The sequence below is a fragment of the Streptomyces sp. NPDC032745 genome (assembly GCF_055579465.1).
Genome location: NZ_JBVING010000005.1, coordinates 352011 through 367361 on the forward strand (window position 1 = coordinate 352011; position 15351 = coordinate 367361).

At 68.8% G+C, this 15351-nt stretch carries 19 protein-coding genes; 15 read left to right on the forward strand and 4 right to left on the reverse strand.

Features of this window, described 5'->3' with window-relative positions:
* Positions 1 to 19: 19 nt before the first annotated feature.
* Positions 20 to 2074: a hypothetical protein gene (locus ACZ5WG_RS15755; RefSeq protein WP_468723509.1), complete on the forward strand. Its 2055-nt coding sequence runs from the start codon at positions 20 to 22 to the stop codon at positions 2072 to 2074.
* An 11-nt stretch (positions 2075 to 2085) separates the two neighbouring features.
* Positions 2086 to 2541 (forward strand): hypothetical protein, encoded by a 456-nt coding sequence (locus tag ACZ5WG_RS15760; RefSeq protein WP_468723510.1) that lies wholly within the window; start codon positions 2086 to 2088, stop codon positions 2539 to 2541.
* Here ACZ5WG_RS15760 and ACZ5WG_RS15765 read toward each other — a convergent pair whose 3' ends face one another.
* The 4 genes from ACZ5WG_RS15765 to ACZ5WG_RS15780 are packed head-to-tail and all read right to left on the reverse strand — an operon-like array spanning position 2542 to position 3680.
* On the reverse strand, positions 2542 to 2745 hold the full coding sequence (locus ACZ5WG_RS15765) for a hypothetical protein (RefSeq protein WP_468723511.1): 204 nt from the start codon (positions 2743 to 2745) through the stop codon (positions 2542 to 2544).
* A gap of 49 nt (positions 2746 to 2794) precedes the next feature.
* Entirely contained in the window at positions 2795 to 3028 is a 234-nt protein-coding gene (locus ACZ5WG_RS15770; protein WP_468723512.1) for a hypothetical protein, read from the reverse strand.
* The gene (locus ACZ5WG_RS15775; RefSeq protein WP_468723514.1) at positions 3025 to 3465 is read right to left on the reverse strand and encodes an endonuclease domain-containing protein; all 441 of its coding nucleotides are present in this window, start codon (positions 3463 to 3465) and stop codon (positions 3025 to 3027) included. Before ACZ5WG_RS15775 ends, ACZ5WG_RS15770 begins: the two co-directional genes overlap by 4 nt.
* Positions 3462 to 3680 (reverse strand): hypothetical protein, encoded by a 219-nt coding sequence (locus ACZ5WG_RS15780; RefSeq protein ID WP_468723515.1) that lies wholly within the window; start codon positions 3678 to 3680, stop codon positions 3462 to 3464. The genes ACZ5WG_RS15775 and ACZ5WG_RS15780 overlap by 4 nt, the downstream gene beginning before the upstream one ends.
* Positions 3681 to 3818: 138 nt before the next feature.
* Here ACZ5WG_RS15780 and ACZ5WG_RS15785 point away from each other — a divergent pair, with 138 nt between their 5' ends.
* The 13 genes from ACZ5WG_RS15785 (at position 3819) to ACZ5WG_RS15845 (ending at position 15351) form a co-directional block, all read left to right on the forward strand.
* Entirely contained in the window at positions 3819 to 4163 is a 345-nt protein-coding gene (locus tag ACZ5WG_RS15785; RefSeq protein ID WP_468723517.1) for a hypothetical protein, read from the forward strand.
* A gap of 67 nt (positions 4164 to 4230) precedes the next feature.
* Positions 4231 to 4578 (forward strand): hypothetical protein, encoded by a 348-nt coding sequence (locus tag ACZ5WG_RS15790; RefSeq protein WP_468723518.1) that lies wholly within the window; start codon positions 4231 to 4233, stop codon positions 4576 to 4578.
* A gap of 41 nt (positions 4579 to 4619) precedes the next feature.
* Positions 4620 to 4835: a hypothetical protein gene (locus tag ACZ5WG_RS15795; protein WP_468723520.1), complete on the forward strand. Its 216-nt coding sequence runs from the start codon at positions 4620 to 4622 to the stop codon at positions 4833 to 4835.
* Positions 4832 to 5056, forward strand: a complete 225-nt coding sequence (locus ACZ5WG_RS15800) for a hypothetical protein (protein WP_468723521.1) — start codon at positions 4832 to 4834, stop codon at positions 5054 to 5056. Before ACZ5WG_RS15795 ends, ACZ5WG_RS15800 begins: the two co-directional genes overlap by 4 nt.
* Before the next feature lie 128 nt (positions 5057 to 5184).
* On the forward strand, positions 5185 to 5937 hold the full coding sequence (locus ACZ5WG_RS15805; RefSeq protein WP_468723522.1) for a hypothetical protein: 753 nt from the start codon (positions 5185 to 5187) through the stop codon (positions 5935 to 5937).
* Between the two features lie 121 nt (positions 5938 to 6058).
* On the forward strand, positions 6059 to 6286 hold the full coding sequence (locus tag ACZ5WG_RS15810) for a hypothetical protein (protein ID WP_468723523.1): 228 nt from the start codon (positions 6059 to 6061) through the stop codon (positions 6284 to 6286).
* A 27-nt stretch (positions 6287 to 6313) separates the two neighbouring features.
* Positions 6314 to 6685 (forward strand): hypothetical protein, encoded by a 372-nt coding sequence (locus ACZ5WG_RS15815; protein ID WP_468723525.1) that lies wholly within the window; start codon positions 6314 to 6316, stop codon positions 6683 to 6685.
* A gap of 13 nt (positions 6686 to 6698) precedes the next feature.
* Positions 6699 to 9890 (forward strand): beta strand repeat-containing protein, encoded by a 3192-nt coding sequence (locus ACZ5WG_RS15820; RefSeq protein WP_468723526.1) that lies wholly within the window; start codon positions 6699 to 6701, stop codon positions 9888 to 9890.
* A 13-nt stretch (positions 9891 to 9903) separates the two neighbouring features.
* Positions 9904 to 10368, forward strand: a complete 465-nt coding sequence (locus ACZ5WG_RS15825; RefSeq protein WP_468723528.1) for a hypothetical protein — start codon at positions 9904 to 9906, stop codon at positions 10366 to 10368.
* Between the two features lies 1 nt (position 10369).
* Positions 10370 to 11878 (forward strand): phage terminase large subunit, encoded by a 1509-nt coding sequence (locus ACZ5WG_RS15830; protein ID WP_468723530.1) that lies wholly within the window; start codon positions 10370 to 10372, stop codon positions 11876 to 11878.
* A complete protein-coding gene (locus ACZ5WG_RS15835) occupies positions 11875 to 13368 on the forward strand; it encodes a phage portal protein (protein ID WP_468723532.1) in 1494 nt (497 codons plus the stop codon). The genes ACZ5WG_RS15830 and ACZ5WG_RS15835 overlap by 4 nt, the downstream gene beginning before the upstream one ends.
* Before the next feature lie 123 nt (positions 13369 to 13491).
* Positions 13492 to 14943 (forward strand): 2'-5' RNA ligase family protein, encoded by a 1452-nt coding sequence (locus ACZ5WG_RS15840; protein WP_468723533.1) that lies wholly within the window; start codon positions 13492 to 13494, stop codon positions 14941 to 14943.
* A gap of 15 nt (positions 14944 to 14958) precedes the next feature.
* Positions 14959 to 15351 carry a hypothetical protein gene (locus tag ACZ5WG_RS15845; protein WP_468723534.1) on the forward strand — a complete coding sequence of 131 codons (393 nt, stop codon included), beginning with the start codon at positions 14959 to 14961 and terminating at the stop codon, positions 15349 to 15351.

Below are 15351 nucleotides of genomic sequence, written 5' to 3' on the forward strand. Positions count from 1 at the left end.
TGACCGAAGGGACCCCGTCGTGCGCGCCCCGAAGACCCCGACCCCCCAGTACGCCGACTACGCCGCGTTCGGAGCCGCACAGGCCAACACGGCGACCGCCCGCGCATCCACAGGGAAGAAGCCCCGCACCCTCAAGAGCTGGGCATTCGCCAACCGCGGCAGGCTCGCCATCGCGGCGGGCGCCGCCAGCCTCGGCCCGGCCGGCGATGTCCTGTCGGCGACCGGCGACGGATGGAAGACCGCCCTCACCCTGGGCGCGGCGGGCGCCGCAGCCGCAGGGGCGTGGGGCTGGATGCCCGGCCTGTTCAAGTGGAAGGGCGAATGGAAGCCTGCCCGCACCCTCCCCAGCCTCAACGACCGCCGCGCTGCCCTGTCCATGCCGGCCACCGGCGCCGCCCTCCTTACGACCATGGCCGCCGTCGGCGGACCCGAATGGGGCGACAATCCCTGGTGGGGTTTCTCCCTGGCCTGGTCCGCGGCCTACGGCACGTGGGCCTGGTGCCGATGGGGCCGCCAGCCCGAGAACAAGGCTCCAGCGCTGACCCAGCAGATGCTCGACTGGATGACCTACGCGGCCGCCGCGGACGGGCCGTACCCGAAGAGCACGCTGGTCTCGCCGATCGCCAGCCCCAAGGGCGGCTGGAGCGCTGAGATTCACGTACCTCGGGGCAAGAGCTTCCGCATCCAGGCGATGGATGACGTGCTGTCCTCGATCGGCGTCGACGACGCCGACCTGGTCGCCCTGGAGAAGATCGCCCCCCGCAAGGGCAAGATCACGGTGTTCACAGAGAACCCGCTGAAGAAGGGCAGCTTGTTCGGCGCTCAGCATGTTCTGGACCCGGACACCGGGCTTGCCCCGATCGGCACCTACTACGACGGAGACCAGGCCAACTACCGGTTCTTCCTGCCGGGATCCGGCGCCGTGCATTCCTTCGTCACCGGTACATCCGGCTCCGGCAAGTCCCGTCTCCTGGACGCCCTCCTCGGAATTGAGCGACGCAGCCCGCTGGTCTGCTCGCTTGTCATTGACCCGCAGGCCGGTCTGTCCCTGCCGGACTGGCCCGACGGCGTCGCCGTGTTCGCCCCTGGCAACGACTTCGGGATCGTCGTACTGCGCGCCTTTCACGCGATCATGAAAGAGCGGGCCAAGCGGTACAACCGCATGAAGTGGACCGACGAGAAGGGCCGCACCCGCGTCGGCCGCGCCTTCTTCGTCCCCGGCGACCCCGACCCGCTACTCTCCCTCACCCTCGACGAAGCCCACGACCTCCTCACCGACGAGAAGTACGGCGAGGAGGCCGTAAAGATCATCGGTGACTGCGCCAAGGAAGTCCGCAAGGTCGGCGGCAAACTCCGCCTCGCCAACCAGAGCCCCAACGCCTCCGAACTCGGCGGCGAAACCCTCATCCGCGACATCCTCCAAGGCGGCAACAACGCCGTCCTCCGCTCCGGATCATCCGCCGCCGGCAAGCGCGCCGCCGGCACCGCCCTCGGCGACATCGACCCCGGCGCCATCCCCAAGGAATTCAACGACGGCACCAGCACCGGCGGCCTCGGCTACCTCGCCGGCCCCGACAACCGGGCCGCAATGTGGCGCGCCCCCTACGTCGAAGACCCCTACGGACTCGCCCACGAAGGCTTCACCACCGGCATTGAGCAGGCCAGCATCGACGCCCTGCCGATCGTCCGGCATGTCCTCGAAGAGCACGCCCTCATGATCCGCCTGCGCAATGCCGGCCAGCAGTACACCTACGACCCCGGCCGCTTCCGCGACGAAACCCGCGCCCCAGCCAGGAAGCCCCGCACCCCCGCCCAGCCCGTCGAGCACGTACCCGCCGCGGTCGAGCGGGAGGCGGCCGCACCGTCCGCGACATCCCGCAAGATCGTTGCGTTCCTGCTCCAGCACGGAAAGCCCGTGGCCCCCGCGATCATCGCCAAGTCCCTCGGCCTGACTGGCCCCCAGGTCCGTACCGCCCTCAAGCGCATGAAGGACGACCCTGCCGCGCCGATCGTCAACCTGGGCCACGGCGCATGGACCCACACCGACCACATCGCGACCGCCCTCGCCGCGTAAGGAGACCGACCATGACCACCGACGCCGACCGCGACAGGGCCAAAAGCCTCATCGATGCCGTCAACGAAGCCATGACCCCCACCGCCTACCGCGACCCCACCCCGAACCCCACCATCGGAGCCGCCGAACCCGTGCCCCAGCCCGGACGGCCCCCCATGAGCCAGAAGGCGACCGACGCCAGCGGCCTCATGCTGGCTGCGGGCATCGTCTCAGTCCCGATCGGAGGGTCCCTGTCCCTGGTCCTGTACACGCTCGGCCACGTCAGCCCCACAGCCCTCGCCATCGGAGGAGCAGCCCCCGTCGCACTGATCCTCGCCCTCGGATCCCTGATCAAGGCCGCCAGTCGCGGCATGCAGAGCATCGGGGCGGAGCACCATCACCACTACGCCGGGCCCGTCCACCAGGAGCATCACACCGTCAGTACCCAGACCCGCGGCCTGATTGCCAAGACGATCAACAAGCAGTAACTACCGCTCCACCGACAGGCCCTCGCCGACCGCGGGGGCCTTCGTCATGGGGACCGCGCGGGCGATCCAACGGTGGCCGCCGACCTGCGCCGGGTCGAGCGTCACCGTCACCTCCACGCCGAGCTGTCGCAGCAGCCCGAGCAGGGCAAGGCCGTCCGCGCACTCCTGCGCCGTGTCGCCCGCGACACCAAAAGAGACCCCCATGCCCGCATCATGCCGGGCCTGGGGGTCTCTGCGTGCAAGGTCGGGCGGGTTACACCCAGTCGAGGGGGCGTCCCTGGACGCGCTCCTCCTTGCGGACGAAGGCCTGCAGCCAGCCCGGATTGACGCGGGCCTCACGACGCAGAATCCGGGCGACCTGCTCATGACGGTGCGGGTCAGTCAGCGCCTCGGTGATCGCGGCGTCGACAAGTTCCTCGGCCCGCTCGTCGGTCATGTACAGGAGGTTGTGGGTCATCTCCCGCAGCAGCTCATCCCGGGCGGTCACGGCTGCTTCACCTCTGGCCGTGTGGTGCAGATCTTGTCGCGAGCAGGCGTGGCCCAGGACCAGTGTTGATGCAGTGAGCCGTTCGCATAAACGGACGTGAGTCGACCGCAACCGGGGCAAGCCTGCTGCGGCCTAACGCGGGCCGCCTTGGCCTGGCTGTTCGCCTGCCGCTTATGCCAAGCGTTGGCGAGGTAGCGGGACATGGCGGCCGTCTTCGGCCTGCGCCCCGCCTCGGCCAGCTTCAGGTGTTGGTTGCACTTCTGGCAGAGCAGCCCCCGAACCGCCCATGATCCGACGGCGTGGTCGTGGTCGATCGACAGGGTGCTCGTCGGCTCCTTGCAGATCTTGCAGCAGCCACGGGCGAGACGGCGCAGATCGTCGTACTCAGCGCAGCTCAGTGAGTAGCCCGAGTGGTAGCAGCTCTCGTGAGGGGTCACTGATCGGCCTCGGCCCTGTCGGCTCGGGCCTTGAGGATGACGTCCCGGTCAGGGCGCTTCGGGAGCTTCGCGCCGGGCTCGCCGATGTACCAGTCGATCAGCTCGCGGATCACGGCCGCGCGCTCCGTGTCCATGGACTTGGCGCCGGCGTCGAAGTCGTACCAGCGGTCGCCGATGCGGATCTGGCGGGCGGGGGTCTTGGGCGCGTTCGGCATCCGCCCAGCGTATGCGGGTGTAACTACCTGCGTCATCTGCCACTCCTTCGGTGTAGCTACAGATTCTCGGGCCAATCGCTTGCGGTGTAGCTACACTAGAGTCTACGGTGTAGCTACACCAGGAACAAGGGGGACCCGATGAACGCCAAGGCCCGCACCGCCCGCCGCATCCTCCGCGACCGGACCCGCGCCAACCGGGACGCCCGCCGCCCCCACACCCTCGCCAGCCACCTCCTCACCCGCGGCGCCAACCCCTCGGACGCGTCCTGCGTCGCCGGCGCCCTCCGCGGCAAGGCGAAGGCCCTGGGCATCACTGGCCGCCGCGCCCTCATCTGCAAGACCTCCGCCGGAAAGCTCCCCAAGCGGGCCCCCAAGAAGCCCTGCACCCGCTACACCGACCGGCAGTTCCTCACCCTGATCACCGCGTACAACCCCCGCGCAGCCCGGTTCGTCGCCATCCGCGCCACCGTCCTCGCCGCCTGATCGGCCCACGAACAACCACGAGTACGACACTGATTCCGACGACTAATAGAGCGAATAGGGAGCCCTCATGTCTGTGAACTACTACGCCTTCGCCCCTTTCCCTGGTGGCGACGCGACCGGCGAAGGGCTGCACATCGGCCAGTACGCCCAGGGGTGGCGTTTCCTCATGCGGGCCCACCCTGAGGTCGGGCTAACGACGCTTGCCGCCTGGATTGGCTTCCTGCGTAGGCCGGAGGTTGTGATCCGCGCCGAGCATGGCGTGCAGATGGCGGTCGAGGAGATGGAAGCAACCGTGCGGGAGCGCACGTGCGGCAATGGGTGGCCTCGCAAGGCGCGCAGCCGCCGCGGTTACGAGCGGCCCGGCTACCACATCGATTCTGAGGACGTCGACTTCTGCGCCCTGGAGTTCTGCTAGTGGCGGCGGCCGGGCCTCACCCGTTGCCGGTCGGCGCCCGCGTGACCCACATCAACCAGCAGTGGGCAAGCAGCAGGACCGCCCCTGACGGTACCGCCGAGATCCTCGAAGCGCGCGGCCCGTACCACGACGGCACCTGGGAGTACCGAGTTCTCGCCGCTCGCGACTTCTCCCGCCGCCCCGGACCCGACAACCCCGTGGACCGCGAGACCTGGTGGTCATCGCAGGCCATCCGAGCCTTGGAGGCCCGACTATGACCGCCCGCCCCCGCAAGCCCTGGCGTGTCGCCGTCACCGGCACCGACGTCCACGCCGAGTCCGATCACACCAGCGAGTCCGCTGCCTACGCCTTCGTCAGGGCCGCTCTGAGGAGTGGCGGGCCGGCTGTCACCGCGCAGGTCCTCCAGTGGTCGGACGGGCGGTGGTGGCACTACGAGACCGTCCACACCAAGGACCTACCAGCCGACGACAGTAAGTAGCTCTATGGCCCGCCATCCCCAACGGGGGCGGGCCTTCCGCCTGTCTGGCGTGCCGCGTTCTTGTCTGGTCGGCCCGATACCTTGTTCGTGTATCGCTGCACCTCCGCACTGCTGTCGAGGAGCTACACGTGCACCAGACGCCCTGCCCGGGAAGTTGCAACTCTGCGTGGCGCCGCGCGGAAACCGTCCGCGAAGAAGCCAGCACCGAACACACCCTCACCCCCACCTGGGGCCGCCCCGTCCAATGCGACGGATGCACTGAACGCGCCCGCCAGCAGCTCACCGAACTCCCCGAACTCCTCACCGCAGTCCAGCTCGAAGCCCTGCACGCAACCCGCTCCCCGAGCACTGCCACCATCGGATCACGCGGCTCCAGCGACGCACCGGCCTGGCCGGGACAGGCCGCACGCCTCTTCCTCGAGGCGATACTCGGCGAAATGGAGGAGCTGCAGTCCGACGTCCTGTACCGGCGCGGGATATGGGCTGCCGACCATGAGCCAGCGCGCGACGGCATCACCGAAGGCCGCCGCATCACCGACGTCGCCCGCATCCTCGAGGCGCACCTCGACTGGATGATGCAGCACCACCCCGCCGCCAGTGAGCCGCACGACCGCGGCAACGCCAACCCCGGCGGCCAGATCCGCGGCTGGCATTCCGCCGCGCAGCGCTTCATCAAGGCGCACCCGCAGCACGATGTCCGCAAGCTCGCCCCATGCCCGCGCTGTCAGGGTCCGTATCTGGCCGAGTCCCGCGACCTCCGTCTCGTCGGCGACCGGCCGTACATCGAATGCCGCGACCCCGACTGCCAGCGCATCCTTACCGGCGCCGAGTACGACGCCTACGTGAAGGCTCTTGCCACTGGCATTTCCGCGGCGGCTTGATTTCTACCGCGTCATGCATGACGATGCTGGTACACGCAGCATGCCCAAACGTGCTCAAGGCCCTCACAGTTCACCTGGCGAGGGCCTTTTGCGTTCCGGGCTCCGGCCGGAAGGAGATCCGATGGTCGACCTGGACGTGGATCTGCATACGACCCTCTGGTCCGTCGCCGAAGCAGCCGAAGCCGCCGGCGTGACCGAGGTCGTGATCCGTAACTGGTGCTACCGCGGGCGCCTGACGGCAGCAGAGCGGCGTCGGGGCCGTCCGTTCTTCCGGGCCATCGACGTGATCCGAGCCGAGAAGGCCACCCGGGAACGGGCCCGCCGCGTCTACACCCTGCAGGCCGCCTAACCTCGTACAGCTGATCGGGGGTGCACGATGCCTGATCTGCCCCTGAGATGGCGGACAGCCGTCGTCGCTGGCGCCCAGTGGGCTGCCACGTTCACGCTGCTGGACGATGACGGCACCCACATGGACATCAGCGGCAAGAGCTTCGAGTTCGTGATCCGGCCCAACGCGGCCGATGCGACCGTGCCGCCGCTTATCGCAGTCACTGCGACGGCTACCACCCAGGGCTACCTGACCGTCGACACGCAGACCGCGACGATCCAGGTCGTGCTCGCCCCGGCCGCAACGGCCCTCCTCGGGACCGGCTGCCGGCCGTTCGCCCTGTGGATGGACCCCGGCCAGCCCGACGCGACATGCCTCGTCGAGGGGCCGTTCTACTCCCGTCTCGTCTCCGCAGCGTAGGGGGTGCATCGTCGTGACCAGCGTCATCGTGGCCTCCGCCGGAACGTCCGGGCCCCGCGGCAACAGCGTCCTCAACGGATCCGGCGCCCCCTCCTCGGGCACGGGGATCGACGGCGACTGGTACATCGACAACGCCACCCCGTCCGCACTCGTCATCTACGGCCCGAAGGCGGCCGGGGCGTGGGGTACTGGCCAGGCCCTCGGAGCGGGCGGCGCGCTGCTGCGGACGAACAACCTCTCCGACCTGAACTCAGCTTCGGCCGCCCGCAGCAACCTAGGGCTCGGCGGGGCCGCAGTCCTCAACGTCGGCACCAGTGCTTCGGCGGTGGCCGCGGGCGATGACAGCCGCATAAGTGGCGCCGCCCAGAAGGCCCAGAACCTGTCCGACCTTCCCAACCCGGCGACGGCACGCACGAACCTCGGGCTCGGCAACTCGGCAACCCGCAGCGTCGGCACTGCCGCTGGCACGGTTGCGGCCGGAGACGACTCCCGCTTCACCGCGCCCGATGCCTGGGTCTTCGACGTCGCCGCCTACGGAGCGGTCGGCAACGGCAAGGTGGTTGCCGATGCCGCCATGACAGCGAGCAGCGCGGTCCTTACCAGCGCCACGGCCAGCTTCACCGCCGGGGACGCCGGCAAGGCGGTCATGGTCCTCGGGGCGGGAGCCTCCGGCGAGACCCTAGTCGGCACCATCAGCGCGTATACGAGCAGCACCCAGGTCACACTGTCCGCGACCGCAGGCAGCACCGTCTCCGGCGCCTGCGCGATGTGGGCGTCAGACGACACCGTGGCCATCCAAGCTGCCATCGACGCTGCAGCCGCCTACGCCGTCGCCCACTCCGGCTCCGCGACCGTGCGGATACCGCCCGCCGCAGGCCAGTTCTACGGCATCGCGGGCGCACTCAAGACGGGCGGTTCGACGCTCGGCAACGCCCAGCTGACCCTGCCCGTGTACGCGACGACCGGCCGGAAGATCACCCTGTCGATCCGCGGCACATCCAGCGGCGCTGGCGTCCAGCACTGGCAACAGACCGTCCCCAATACGACCGGGGCGACGCTGCTGTCGTTCGGGATCTTTGCGTCAGCCGGAGCGCAGACCGCCAGCATCAACGCCGGCGGCAACCCGGCCGTGCTCGGCGGCCCGGCACAGCCTGGCGGCTATGGCGTCGCGCCCGGGGTGTTCTCCAACCTGTACGTCGACATCGGCAACCTGTCGATCCTGACCGCCCACTCGAAATTCGGGCTCACGTACACCGCGATCGACCTGTCCGGCGTCGCCAACGCGCGCCTCCAGGACGTCGCCTACAGCACGACCGGCACCGTCCCGGGCGGGTCCTACGTCTCCCCGGGCGTCTTCGCCACCGGCCTGTCGATCGGCTGCCTCCTGCCCGCCAACGGCAACAACGACCTCACGCTCGTCGAAAACGTGACCTGCGGCGGCGGCTACACCTACGCCATCGTCGTCCCCGAGCACACCGACATCTACGGCCTGCGCCTCCTGTACTGCTGGGCGGCGTTCTGCCCGGCGGGCAGCTACTACAGCTCCGTCGGCGCCGCGCACTCCATCCGCGCCACCCTGGTCAGCGTTGAGCAGTGCACGTATCTCGTGTATGTGTTCGGGCCCGGGACGAACGGTCTCGGCCCGACCATGGACCTGCGGATCGACACCGAGACGTCCACACCGAGGTTCGGTGACCGCAGCAGCGGGACTGGCCTCGCCGCCGCCCGCGGCCGGGTGGTCCTCGCCGGCCTGTTCACCGCGGCCAACCTGACGCTGGACGCCCCGACCGGCTTGCGCATTGAGAACGCGCAGCTCACGTTCCCGGTCGCCGCAAAGACGAACGCCTATACGGTCACCAGCTTCGACGAGGTGATCACCGCAGACGCCACGTCCGGAGCGTTCACGATCACGCTGCCGACCGCCGTCGGGCGGGCCCGGCGGGTCGTCGTCAAGAAGACCGATGCCTCCGCGAACGCCATCACCATCGATGGGGCGGGCAGTGAGCTCATCGACGGGCAGCTGACCAGGCTGTTGTCGGCGCAGGGTAATGCGGTCACCCTGCTGCCGTCCGGCTCGGGTTGGATCTCCCAGTCCACGATCGGTACCGACCCGGAGACTGCCGCGGCTGCCGCGGTGGCCACCCTGTCCGCGCTGACCCAGACCGTCGTCAAGACGGTCGACGAGACGCGCACCGCGGTCACGACGGTTTCGGACGATGGGCACCTGTTCGCGAGCCTCGAGGCGAACAGCGTGTACCGGTTCAACTCGACGCTGCTGTTCGATGGCCCTGAGGCTGCGGACGCGACGATCACGTACACGGTGCCGTCTGGTGCTACTGGCGGGTGGGCGCCGTTCGCCGGCACCCTCGGCACCACGGTTCCGGACGGGTCGGCGCAGGTGAAGGTGGCCGCCCGGCAGTACGGATCGAACTCGGACATCGGTGTGATGGCGTCCTCGGCCACGCTCGCCGGGATCATCGCCACCCCGCGCGGTCTCATCGCCACCGGGGCAACCCCCGGTCTGCTGCGACTCCGGTGGGCACAGCAGACGAGCAACGGCACCGCCGTCACCCTGAAGGCCGGGTCGATCCTCGAAGTCGTCAAGGTCTCCGGCTCCGCACCCGCCGCGTCCGGAATCAACCTCGACAACCCGGCCCGCACCCCTGCGGACCAGGGCCTGCTCGCCTGGACTGGCGACCCCAACGATGCTGGCCACGTCACCGCCCAGTCGAACGCCGGCGTTGCAGGCCGGATCACCCTCGTTCAGATGGTGATCCGCAAGTCGATCACCTGGTCGAAGATCTGGTTCGGCCTCGCTGGGGTCGACGGTTCCGCCTCCCTCGCGGGCTGCTACCTGGGCGTCTACAACTCGGCCGGCACCCTGGTCGGGGTGACCGCGGACATCTCCTCGGCACTGCTGTCCGGGGCTACGGGCAAGTCGGTCGACCTGGTGACCCCGTTCACGGCCAGCCCCGGCGAGTACTACATCGCGATGCTGCTGAACGGCACCTGGGCCACCAACTCCCTCACCTTCAAGGCCACCGGCGCCGGCATCACCGTCAACTGCGGCCTGACCGCGCCAAGGCTGAGGTACTCGAACATGCTGTCCGGTCAGGCGACGCTACCGTCCACCCTCGACCTGACCCAGCAGACCACCAGCATCATCAACACCGGCTGGGCCAGCCAGTGGTACGGCGTCCAATGAAGGAGAGGTGACCATGGTCGCGTCCAAGGCGCAGCAAGCCGCGACCGCGGAACGCCGAGGCAAGGCAATCCGCATGAAGATCAACGGCGCCAGCTACACGGAGATCGCCGAACAGCTCGGCTACTCCTCCCGCGGCTCCGCCTGCTCCGATGTCCGCCGCGCCCTCGAAAAGCACGTCATCGAGGAGGGCCTGGCCGTCGAAGCCTGGCGGGAACTCGAACTCGCCCGCCTCGACATCCTCCAAAAGGCCATCTGGCCCGAGGCGATGGAAGGCAACCCGCGGGCCATCGAAACCGCGCTGAAGATCCTCGACCGGCGGGCCAAGTTGCTCGGCCTCGACAGCGCCATCAAGCTGGAGGTGCTGACAATCGATGCCCTCGACCAGCAAATCCAGCGACTCGAAGCCGAACTGGGAGCTGCCGCCCTCGGCGTCACCGCTTCTGAGGGCGAAACTGGAGAAGCTCCGCTACCTCCGTGAGTTGCAGGCTGAGGCTGACCGGCGGGAGGCGGTACGCCTCGCCTCGCTCGACGTGTTCGGGATCCTCGGCTACGCCCCCCACCCGCAGCAAGACGAGTTCCACGCGGCGACCGAAGACGACGTGCTGTACGGCGGCGCGGCCGGCGGGGGAAAGTCGGTCGCCATCGTCATGGAGGGGCTTCGGGCCTGCGCCCGCTACCCGGGGATGCGCGTTCTACTCGTTCGCCGCACCTACGACGAGCTCGCAGAGTCGGTCTTTCCCGTACTCGCCAAGTTCGGGTACGCAGCCGAACTCGGAGCGATATGGAACGGAACCGACCGCGAACTACGCTTCCCTAACCGCTCCCTTTTCCGCTTCCGGTACATGGAGAACCTCGCCGACGCCTCCCGCAGGCAGGGCGGCCAGTACCAGCTCCTCCTCGTAGACGAGGCCACGCTGATGCCGCCCGGCGTCGTCGACATCCTCAAGTACGAGCGGCTGCGATCAGACGGCAGCGTGCCCGTCCTCGGCACCCGCTCAACCTGCAACCCGGGCGGCCCCTCCCACGCCCAGGTCAAAGCCCGCTACATCGACGGCACCGGGCACGGGCAGCGGATCGCCTCTGACGAGCAGGGGCTGACGGTGAGATTCGTGCAAGCGAAGGCCACCGATAACCCGCACTTGGACGACGGCTACCAGCGCCGCCTCGACGCGATCCCGGACCCGCAACGCCGCGCCGCGATGCGCGACGGCGACTGGGACCAGTTCGCGGGAATGATGTTCCCGGAATGGCGACACGACCGGCACACCCTGGCGCCCATCGCGCTGCCCCAGAGCCTGAAGAGGTTCAACGGCGTCGACTGGGGCTACAGCGCTCCCTGGTGCGTACTCTGGGCCGCCCAGGACGAAGACGGACGCGTCTGGGTCTACCGCGAGATCTACCAGACCCAGGTAGGCGAGAAGGAGCAGGCCGAACGCATTCTCGCCGCCGAGGCCGACGGCGAGCACGTCGCGGCACGGTACGGCGACGACGCGATGTGGGCGACCCGCGGCGACGCCAAGCCGATCGCCGATGTATACGCCGAGAACGGCGTCCATCTAACCCCGGCCGGCAAGGGCGGCCGGGTACAGGGCTGGCAACGCGTGCACTCCTACCTCCGGGAAGCACCCGCCTGCGCCCACCACCGCGCCCAAGGCTGGGAGACGTGCCCGCTCCTGCACGTTTTCACGACCTGCAGTGAACTGATTCGGACGCTGCCCGCGCTGCCCCACGCCGCGACCGGCGACCCCGAGGACGCGGACAGCAAGGCCGAAGACCACGCCCCGGACTCGATCCGATACCTCTTGATCAACCTCGGTACGGGCCCTGAACTGCCCATCCTGGAACCTCCAGCCGAGGCCTCTGCGGACGGCGCCCTGCAGCCGCTGGGATCGTTCGCCTACCGGTCCGAGCCGGCCGCCGACGACAACGCCTGGTGGCTCGACGAAGACGACGGCCCGCGGCCCGGGGGGACGGTGGAAGCCCCATGAGCCTCAAGACCTGGTGGCAGGGCCTGACCGGCCAGACCGAGGTACTCGAGACGGCCCCCTCGAAGCTTCCGGAGCGGTCCGGGTTCGAGTACGGCATCGGCCCCGGCGGCCTGACCGAGACCCGGCAGACTGGTGGGGCGATCGGTCAGTCCGACCGCCGCAGCTCCCTGACCCAGCTGTATGACGCCTATCTCGCCTGCCCTTGGGCGTGGGCGTCGGTCAACGCGATCGCGCGCACGGTCACGGCTGGCGGCCTGGTCCTGGACTGGGATCCCGGCGACGGTTCGGGCGAGATGGAGCAGCCGGACAAGCCTGCGGAGGTCCTCCTCCTCGAGCGGATGATCGCCTTCTGTAACCCGCGGGAGAACATCCGGCAGATTCTCCGCGGCATCGTCACCGACCTGCTGGTTTTCGGGGACGCGTTCGTCGAGGTGGTGTGGCTGGCGAATCAGCCGGTCGCCCTGTACTCGCTGGACTGCCCGTCGATGATGCCCATGGCTGACGAGCACGGCACGATCACCAGCTATGTGCAGGTGACAGAGCTGGGCCAGCGTGCGACGTTCGAGCCGCGGGAGGTCATCCACATCAGCCTGGATGCCCCCAGGTCCGGGCTGTTCGGGGTGTCTCCGACGCAGGCGGCGATGCTGCCGATCACGTCGTGGCTGTTCGCCTCGGCGACCAGCAAGGAGATCTTCCGCAAGGGTGCTCCGCCGCAGATTCACGTGGATTTCCCGGCCTCCGCTTCCCCGGCGGAGATCAACCGCTGGAACGCCCAGTACCAGCAGCGGAACGTGGGCCCGCGGAACATCGGCACGCCGATCTCCACCAAGGGCGGCGCGCAGATCCAGGAGCTCGCCCAGTCCCGGACCGTCGACTACTTGAAGTTCCTCGACCAGCGCCGAGACGAGATCATCGCCGCTTACGGGGTACCCCCTGCCAAGGTCGGCATCATCGAGTCCGGGAACCTCGGCGGTGGAACGGGTGAGTCCCAAGACCGCACATTCATGGTCAACACGGTGCAGCCGATCGCCGAACTCGTCCTCGAGGCCCTGAACTTTCACCTGGCGAAGCTGGGTTTCGGGGTGGACGGCTGGAAGTTGAAGTTCGCCGACATCGACATGCGGGACTCCAAGGTCGTCGAGGAGATCCGCGACATGCGCCTGCGCAGCGGCGCCTGGACCCTCAACAGGTACCGGGCCGATATTGGCGAGCCGGCCGTCGAAGGCGGCGACCGTGCGGTGCTGGTCGATAAGACGAACTTCGTCCAGTGGGACGACATGGACGCCATGTCGCAGGCTGGAGTCGCCGACCGCCTCAAGGGGACGACGCTCGCAATGGCGGTGGCAGCCCCGGACAGGCCGGTCGAGCTCTCCGATGTCCCGGACGCGCCAGCCGCGCCCCCGCCTCCACCGCCGGTCGAGACGCTCAAGCAGCGATACCGCCGCCGTCTGCGTGAAGCGCTCGCCGAGCTACCTGGGGGGCGTCGATGAGCGAGCCGCCTGACCCCGAGTCGGGGCCCGTCGTCCAGTCGCCCGACCCGCCACACCCGCTTAGGGCCAAGGACGTTACGGCCCTGGTCAAGAAGCGGATCGGCTAAGTAGCGGGAGGTGAGCGTGGCATCCCCGGACTACTCCGACGGCTGCATGATCGCCCTCTACCCGCCGCCAGAACTAGCCGAGCAGCTCGCCGTCGAAGGCGGCCTCCCGCCCGAGGACCTGCACGTCACCGTCGCCTACCTGGGCACGGCAGCCGACGTGGACGGCGACGCCCTGCGGGAGGTCGTCGCAGAGCTAGCCGGACGGCGGCCATTCACCGCCCAGCTCGCCGGCCTGGCCCGCTTCACCGGCGGCGCCACGGACGTCCTCGTCGCCCTCGTCGACTCACCCGACCTCGAGGATCTACGCCGGGACACGCTCGACGCACTGTACGAGCGGGGCATCCAGATACCGCGGGATCACGGCTACTGCAGCCACATGACCCTGACGTACCTGGACCCCGACGAGCCAGCGGCGCTCGACCGCCTCGAAGCGCAGCCGGTCGAGTTCACCGCCCTGTCCGCAGTCCACGGAACCGACCGAACAGACCTAGTCCTCGCGCATCCCATAGAAGGCTTCGCCCGGGAAGCCTTCGCGTCCGGCTGGGCGTTGTCCGGCGGCCCGATGACCGACCGGGTCCGCACGGCCTGCGAGACCGCGGTGAGCATCGCCACCGAAACCGCCGACGACCCGGACATCCTCCGCGCCACTATCGACCTCGGCCGCCTCGAGGGCATGTGGGCGCTCCTCTTTCAGCGCCGCGAAGAGCTCCAGCGCCACCACACCGCGCAGGTCGGCCGCGTATGGCAGGACACGATCAACCGCGACGCCATCACGGTCATGATCGACGGCCTGCGGCACGAGCTCGGCGTTACCGAATCGCGGCGCGTGAAAGAAGTGCTGGCCGCGGCGCGCGCCGCAGCGAAGGCCATGCTGACGTCCCTGTCGGTCTATGACAATTTCGCCGCGCTATGGGCCGTGCTTCGCAATGCGATCGCCGCGGGCCGGGCCGAGGGCATGGTCAACGCGGTCGCCATCGCCGCCGAACGCGCAAGCAAGATCGGCCTCGACTGGGACATCGCTTTCAAGGACGCCTACAAGGCGATGGAACGCCTCGAGGATCTGTGGGCCGATGCGGGCGGGTGGCTCGGCAAGCTGATCGACGGCGTCGTGGATGATCTCGGCCGCACGCTCGCCGACGGCCTCGAGGCCGGATTCGACCGCGACGCACTCATCGACACCGCAGCCGAACTGCTGACCGGGGACTCGGAGGCGGTCGCCTTCGTCGTCGACTGGGCGATGACGACCGCGGCGGACGAAGGCGCCCTCGCTCTCTACCGCTCCGAGGGTGTCCTTCAGATCGACATCATCACCGCCGGCGACGGCAGGGTCTGCGGCGCCTGCATCGACGCCGAGTCGGGCAGCCCGTGGCACATCGGCGATCAGCCGCGGATGCCGCTCCACCCGAGCTGTCGCTGCTGCTACGCGGCCGACGTCAGCCTCGCCCACTTCGCCAACTGGATCATGTGACCCGAAGGAGTCCTGATGAGTGGCACTTACGCTCCCGCCGCCCGCACCCTGTGGACTCTCACCGGGTCCGCATCAAGCCGCCTCACCGCTACGGGTAACAGCGGGCCGATCAATATCATCGGCGTCTGCGACCTGTGGCTCCCCGTCTACGTCGCAGGCACCTCGGCAGGCACGAACCCCACGCTGGACGTTCAGATCGACCTTCAGGACCCGGACGGCAACTGGTTCCCGCAGGTAGCCAAGGTGACCCAGCTGACCTCAGCACCGAACTTCACCAACGTGTCGTGCGGCCTGCACATCGGCGGCCTCGGCTCGATGGTGCTGCCGCAGATCTGCCGGGTGACCTGGACGGTCGGCGGCACCAACCCGGTCTTCCCTCAAGCGTCGATCTCGCTGGTCGGGAGGTAG

Bases quoted from the DNA above. Each gene is read 5' to 3' on its own strand.
- ACZ5WG_RS15800 (WP_468723521.1), top strand. From the start codon at position 4,832: ATGACCGCCCGCCCCCGCAAGCCCTGGCGTGTCGCCGTCACCGGCACC.
- ACZ5WG_RS15760 (WP_468723510.1), top strand. From the start codon at position 2,086: ATGACCACCGACGCCGACCGCGACAGGGCCAAAAGCCTCATCGATGCC.
- ACZ5WG_RS15815 (WP_468723525.1), top strand. From the start codon at position 6,314: ATGCCTGATCTGCCCCTGAGATGGCGGACAGCCGTCGTCGCTGGCGCC.
- ACZ5WG_RS15835 (WP_468723532.1), top strand. From the start codon at position 11,875: ATGAGCCTCAAGACCTGGTGGCAGGGCCTGACCGGCCAGACCGAGGTA.
- ACZ5WG_RS15785 (WP_468723517.1), top strand. From the start codon at position 3,819: ATGAACGCCAAGGCCCGCACCGCCCGCCGCATCCTCCGCGACCGGACC.
- ACZ5WG_RS15780 (WP_468723515.1), bottom strand. From the start codon at position 3,680: ATGCCGAACGCGCCCAAGACCCCCGCCCGCCAGATCCGCATCGGCGAC.
- ACZ5WG_RS15825 (WP_468723528.1), top strand. From the start codon at position 9,904: ATGGTCGCGTCCAAGGCGCAGCAAGCCGCGACCGCGGAACGCCGAGGC.
- ACZ5WG_RS15845 (WP_468723534.1), top strand. From the start codon at position 14,959: ATGAGTGGCACTTACGCTCCCGCCGCCCGCACCCTGTGGACTCTCACC.
- ACZ5WG_RS15810 (WP_468723523.1), top strand. From the start codon at position 6,059: ATGGTCGACCTGGACGTGGATCTGCATACGACCCTCTGGTCCGTCGCC.
- ACZ5WG_RS15790 (WP_468723518.1), top strand. From the start codon at position 4,231: ATGTCTGTGAACTACTACGCCTTCGCCCCTTTCCCTGGTGGCGACGCG.
- ACZ5WG_RS15765 (WP_468723511.1), bottom strand. From the start codon at position 2,745: ATGGGGGTCTCTTTTGGTGTCGCGGGCGACACGGCGCAGGAGTGCGCG.